Raw genomic sequence first — 5,809 nt, forward strand, 5'->3', positions numbered from 1 at the left:
TTAACAGACGTTAACACTTTTCTGTTTGCGCGGGGAGGTGCTGTCGGGGGAAGGGGACGGTCACGGCTGCCCCTGGGCTGGAACGCCCTTAAACAGAAAAAGCCCTCCGTCAATGACGAAAGGCTTCTCTAGTAAAAGTCGGCACCGACCTACTCTCCCACGTGTTACCGCAGTACCATCGGCTCTGGCGGGCTTAACTTCTCTGTTCGGAATGGGAAGAGGTGGACACCGCCGATATAGGCACCTGAATATTTTTAAGTTGTACGTTATAAGTGGTAACAGGTCTTTTGACCTTTTACTTTTCACTTTTAACCTTCAACATGACATATTATTGAAAGAAGTTAGTTCAGAAGAACAAACAACGTTGTGCTGCTTTAGAAAGCTTCGGGTTATTAGTACTACTCGACTTTGCTGTCGCCAGCTTTACATCTGTAGCCTATCAACGTAGTAGTCTTCTACGGCCCTATATGGAATTCTCATCTCGTGGCTAGTTTCGCACTTAGATGCTTTCAGCGCTTATCTATTCCCAGCGTAGCTACTCTGCAGTGCCCCTGGCGGGACAACAGATACACTAGAGGCTAGTCCAACCCGGTCCTCTCGTACTAAGGTCAGCCCCACTCAAAATTCCAACGCCCACAACAGATAGGGACCGAACTGTCTCGCGACGTTCTGAACCCAGCTCGCGTGCCACTTTAATCGGCGAACAGCCGAACCCTTGGGACCTTCTCCAGCCCCAGGATGTGACGAGCCGACATCGAGGTGCCAAACCTCCCCGTCGATATGAGCTCTTGGGGGAGATCAGCCTGTTATCCCCAGCGTACCTTTTATCCTTTGAGCGATGGCCCTTCCATGCAGAACCACCGGATCACTATATCCGTCTTTCGACCCTGATCGGCTTGTAGGCCTCACAGTCAAGCAAGCTTATGCTATTGCACTCCCCGTACGGTTACCAAGCGTACTGAGCTTACCTTTGAAAGCCTCCGTTACCTTTTTGGAGGCGACCACCCCAGTCAAACTACCCATCAAACAATGTCCTCCGCCCAGCGGAGTTAGACACCGAATACAGAAAGGGTGGTATTTCAACGTTGGCTCCACGACACCTGGCGATGCCGCTTCAAAGCCTCCCACCTATCCTACACATCCTGTACCCAATGTCAATGTTAAACTGTAGTGAAGGTGCATGGGGTCTTTCCGTCCCGTTGCGGGTACCCGGCGTCTTCACCGGGACCACAATTTCACCGAGCTCATGGCTGAGACAGCGCCCAGATCGTTACACCATTCGTGCAGGTCGGAACTTACCCGACAAGGAATTTCGCTACCTTAGGACCGTTATAGTTACGGCCGCCGTTTACTGGGGCTTCGATTCAATGCTTCGCCTTGCGACTGACATCCCCTCTTAACCTTCCAGCACCGGGCAGGTGTCAGGCCTTATACCTCATCTTTCGATTTTGCAAAGCCATGTGTTTTTGTTAAACAGTCGCCTGGGCCTTTTCACTGCGGCTGACATTGCTGCCAGCGCCCCTTCTCCCGAAGTTACAGGGCCATTTTGCCGAGTTCCTTAGCCATGACTCACTCGAGCACCTTAGAATTCTCATCCCGGATACCTGTGTCGGTTTGCGGTACGGGTTTTTATAACCTGGAGCTTAGCGGGTTTTCTTGGAAGTCTGATTACCTGCTCTATCCACTCGGCCGAAGCTTCGCGGTACTATTGGCCTTCAGCAGAACCGGCGGATTTGCCTACCGGTCCTATACCTACAGCCTTTAACGATCTATTCCGTCAGATCGCGGCAGTGTCACTACTCCGTCACCACATCGCAGTTATAAAAAGTACTGGAATATTAACCAGTTGTCCATCGACTACCCCTTTCGGGTTCGCCTTAGGCCCCGACTAACCCTGATCCGATTAACGTTGATCAGGAAACCTTATCCTTTCGGTGGGCGGGTTTCTCTCCCGCCTTATCGTTACTTATGCCTACATTTGCTTTTCCAGAAGCTCCACCATGGCTCACGCCACAACTTCGCCGCCGCTGGAATGCTCCCCTACCGTAATATTAATATTACCCATAGCTTCGGTGGTACACTTAATGCCCGTTTATTATCCATGCACGATCGCTCGACTAGTGAGCTGTTACGCACTCTTTAAATGAATGGCTGCTTCCAAGCCAACATCCTAGCTGTCTATGCAATCGCACCTCGTTAGTTCAACTTAGCGTACACTTGGGGACCTTAGCTGATGGTCTGGGTTCTTTCCCTCTCGGCCCAGGACCTTAGCACCCTGAGCCTCACTGCCGGTTATATTATATAGCATTCGGAGTTTGTCTGGATTTGGTAGGATTTGACTCCCCCGCACCCAATCAGTAGCTCTACCTCTATATAACTCAATGCCGACGCTGTTCCTAAAAACATTTCGGGGAGTACGAGCTATTTCCCAGTTTGATTAGCCTTTCACCCCTACCCTCAGGTCATCCGGAAACTTTTCAACGTTTATCGGTTCGGTCCTCCAGTACATGTTACTGCACCTTCAACCTGCCCAAGGGTAGATCACAAGGTTTCGCGTCTACCTCCACTGACTATGCGCCCTATTCAGACTCGCTTTCGCTTCGGATCCGTGCCTGAAGCACTTAACCTTGCCAGTGAAGAGTAACTCGTAGGCTCATTATGCAAAAGGCACGCCGTCACAGCTTGCGCTGCTCCGACCGCTTGTAAGTATACAGTTTCAGGTTCTATTTCACTCCCCTGTTCGGGGTTCTTTTCACCTTTCCCTCACGGTACTGGTTCACTATCGGTCTCTCGGGAGTATTTAGCCTTACCGGATGGTGCCGGCAGATTCCCACAAGGCGTCTCCGACCTCGCAGTACTCAGGATACCACTAGACCATTATTGCTTACCTGTACAGGGCTATCACCTTGTTTCGCCGGGCTTCCCATCCCGTTCCAGTTCACGTTAATGTATCACAGCGTGGTCCTACAACCCCCATCTTGCCGTAACAAGATAGGTTTGGGCTCTTTCCCGTTCGCTCGCCACTACTTAGGAAATCATTGTTATTTTCTCTTCCTCTGCTTACTTAGATGTTTCAGTTCGGCAGGTTTGCTCTTATTGTGGCATGTCTTCAACATGCCGGGTTTCCCCATTCGGAAATCTTCGGATCAAGTCTTATTTGCAAATACCCGAAGCTTATCGCAGCTTATCACGTCCTTCATCGCCTCCGAGAGCCAAGGCATCCCCTGTATACTCTTTGTTACTTTCTTCTACGCATGCCCCCTTTTGCTAGGCATGGTATGCTTTTTTTAAGATTATTACTCGCGTAATGTCTCTATGTTGTTTGCTCTTCTTATTTTAACTTCTTCCAATATGTCAAAGAACTTTACCATCTCATATGTTTCCACATATAAGGTCTGTGGAGAATATCGGAGTCGAACCGATGACCTCCTGCGTGCAAGGCAGGCGCTCTAGCCAGCTGAGCTAATTCCCCAAAAAAACAGTGCTTGTAGTCCCGTCCAGATTTGAACTGGAGACCCCTACATTATCAGTGTAGTGCTCTAACCAGGCTGAGCTACGGGACTTTAAGATCTTGCGATTGTAGACGTTTGTTTACTTCTAATCCTTACGCATCAATCGTAAATACTCTTTACAATCCCGCCAACCTATTTCGTTAGGCCAGGCGCCATCTTTTTGGTATCTCTTTTAAGATATATCATTTTTTACGCAGCGAGTAGTCGATCCTACTCCAGAAAGGAGGTATTCCAGCCACACCTTCCGGTACGGCTACCTTGTTACGACTTAGCCCCAATTATCGGTTTTACCCTAGGCCGCTCCTTGCGGTTACGGACTTTAGGTACCCCCAACTTTCATGGCTTGACGGGCGGTGTGTACAAGGCCCGGGAACGTATTCACCGCGTCATTGCTGATACGCGATTACTAGCGAATCCAACTTCATGAGGTCGAGTTGCAGACCTCAATCCGAACTGTGAACAGCTTTTTGAGATTAGCATCACATTGCTGTGTAGCTGCCCTCTGTACTGCCCATTGTAGCACGTGTGTAGCCCCGGACGTAAGGGCCATGATGACTTGACGTCGTCCCCTCCTTCCTCTCTGTTTGCACAGGCAGTCTGTTTAGAGTCCCCACCATTACATGCTGGCAACTAAACATAGGGGTTGCGCTCGTTGCGGGACTTAACCCAACACCTCACGGCACGAGCTGACGACAGCCATGCAGCACCTAGTTTCGTGTCCCGAAGGACTTATCCATCTCTGGATAATTCACTAACTTTCAAGCCCGGGTAAGGTTCCTCGCGTATCATCGAATTAAACCACATGCTCCTCCGCTTGTGCGGGCCCCCGTCAATTCCTTTGAGTTTCACCCTTGCGGGCGTACTCCCCAGGTGGAATACTTAATGCTTTCGCTTAGCCGCTGACTGTATATCGCCAACAGCGAGTATTCATCGTTTAGGGCGTGGACTACCAGGGTATCTAATCCTGTTCGATCCCCACGCTTTCGTGCCTCAGCGTCAATCAAACCATAGTAAGCTGCCTTCGCAATCGGTGTTCTGTGACATATCTATGCATTTCACCGCTACTTGTCACATTCCGCCTACCTCTAGTCCATTCAAGCCCATCAGTATCAAAGGCACTGCGATAGTTGAGCTACCGTCTTTCACCTCTGACTTAACAGGCCGCCTACGCACCCTTTAAACCCAATAAATCCGGATAACGCTTGGATCCTCCGTATTACCGCGGCTGCTGGCACGGAGTTAGCCGATCCTTATTCTTCCGGTACATTCAGCTACGTTCACGAACGTAGGTTTATTCCCGGATAAAAGCAGTTTACAACCCAGAGGGCCGTCTTCCTGCACGCGGCATGGCTGGTTCAGAGTTGCCTCCATTGACCAATATTCCTTACTGCTGCCTCCCGTAGGAGTCTGGTCCGTGTCTCAGTACCAGTGTGGGGGGTCATCCTCTCAGATCCCCTAGTCATCGTCGCCTTGGTGAGCCGTTACCTCACCAACTAGCTAATGACACGCATGCCCATCTTTATCCCATAAATGTTTAATCATTGCACCATGCGGTACTGTGATTTTATGCGGTATTAATCCGAATTTCTTCGGGCTATCCCCCTGATAAAGGTAGGTTGCATACGCGTTACGCACCCGTGCGCCGGTCTCAAGGAAAGCAAGCTCTCCTCTACCCCTCGACTTGCATGTATTAGGCCTGCCGCTAGCGTTCATCCTGAGCCAGGATCAAACTCTCCATTGTAAAATGTGTTGTCTGAAACTGACTTAATCTTATTTTAAAAATTGATTAGTCATTTCTAATTATGTTGTCTGTTAGAAATCGACTTAAAGAATTAGCTCGGCTACTTGTACTTAGTAGTAAACTTTTTCGCCTCGCTGCGCTGTATAAAATGATAATCTTTTTAATGAACTTCCCGATAAAGCCTCACGGCTCATCTTGTATATCTTTCAGAGTTTCTCCGGTCCAGGTCAGTCTATTTAATGTTCCGACCCTATCTTCAATTCTCTAATTTTCAATCTTTCTGTTTTCTCATCAAACTCCGCTTGATGAACCCCTTAATCGTTTGGGACTGCAAAGGTAGGGAACTTTTTTTAATCCTGCAAACTTTTTTTTTAAATTTTTTGAAAACTTTTTTTTCGTTTTCCGTTTGCTCTCCTATCCTCCTTATTTCAACCTCCCTTCTCCATCGCCTGCCCTCTGTCCTTACCTCCGTAAGCGGAGTGCAAAGGTAGAAATCTTTTCGGCTTCCGCAAAATATTTCTGAAAATATTTTGAAGTTTTTTTTCTCTGCCACTCC

1 protein-coding gene, 2 tRNA genes and 3 rRNA genes are annotated in these 5,809 nt (G+C 48.8%); all 6 read right to left on the reverse strand.

Going from position 1 to position 5,809, the window contains the following annotated elements:
• Positions 1–136: 136 nt before the first annotated feature.
• Positions 137–248, reverse strand: a 5S ribosomal RNA gene (gene rrf / locus MMF97_RS14550).
• Positions 249–373: 125 nt separating this feature from the next.
• A 23S ribosomal RNA gene (locus tag MMF97_RS14555) occupies positions 374–3,248 on the reverse strand.
• A 150-nt stretch (positions 3,249–3,398) separates the two neighbouring features.
• Positions 3,399–3,472: transfer RNA gene (locus MMF97_RS14560), tRNA-Ala, on the reverse strand.
• A 16-nt stretch (positions 3,473–3,488) separates the two neighbouring features.
• Positions 3,489–3,563: transfer RNA gene (locus MMF97_RS14565), tRNA-Ile, on the reverse strand.
• Between the two features lie 168 nt (positions 3,564–3,731).
• Positions 3,732–5,253, reverse strand: a 16S ribosomal RNA gene (locus tag MMF97_RS14570).
• Together the 16S, 23S and 5S rRNA genes with 2 tRNA genes alongside form the textbook arrangement of a ribosomal RNA operon.
• 271 nt (positions 5,254–5,524) lie before the next feature.
• The coding region (locus tag MMF97_RS14575; RefSeq protein ID WP_243363321.1) for a hypothetical protein at positions 5,525–5,809 on the reverse strand (285 nt) is incomplete at its 5' end.

The sequence above is a fragment of the Pedobacter montanisoli genome, from assembly GCF_022809115.1.
Taxonomy (GTDB): Bacteria; Bacteroidota; Bacteroidia; order Sphingobacteriales; family Sphingobacteriaceae; genus Pedobacter; species Pedobacter montanisoli.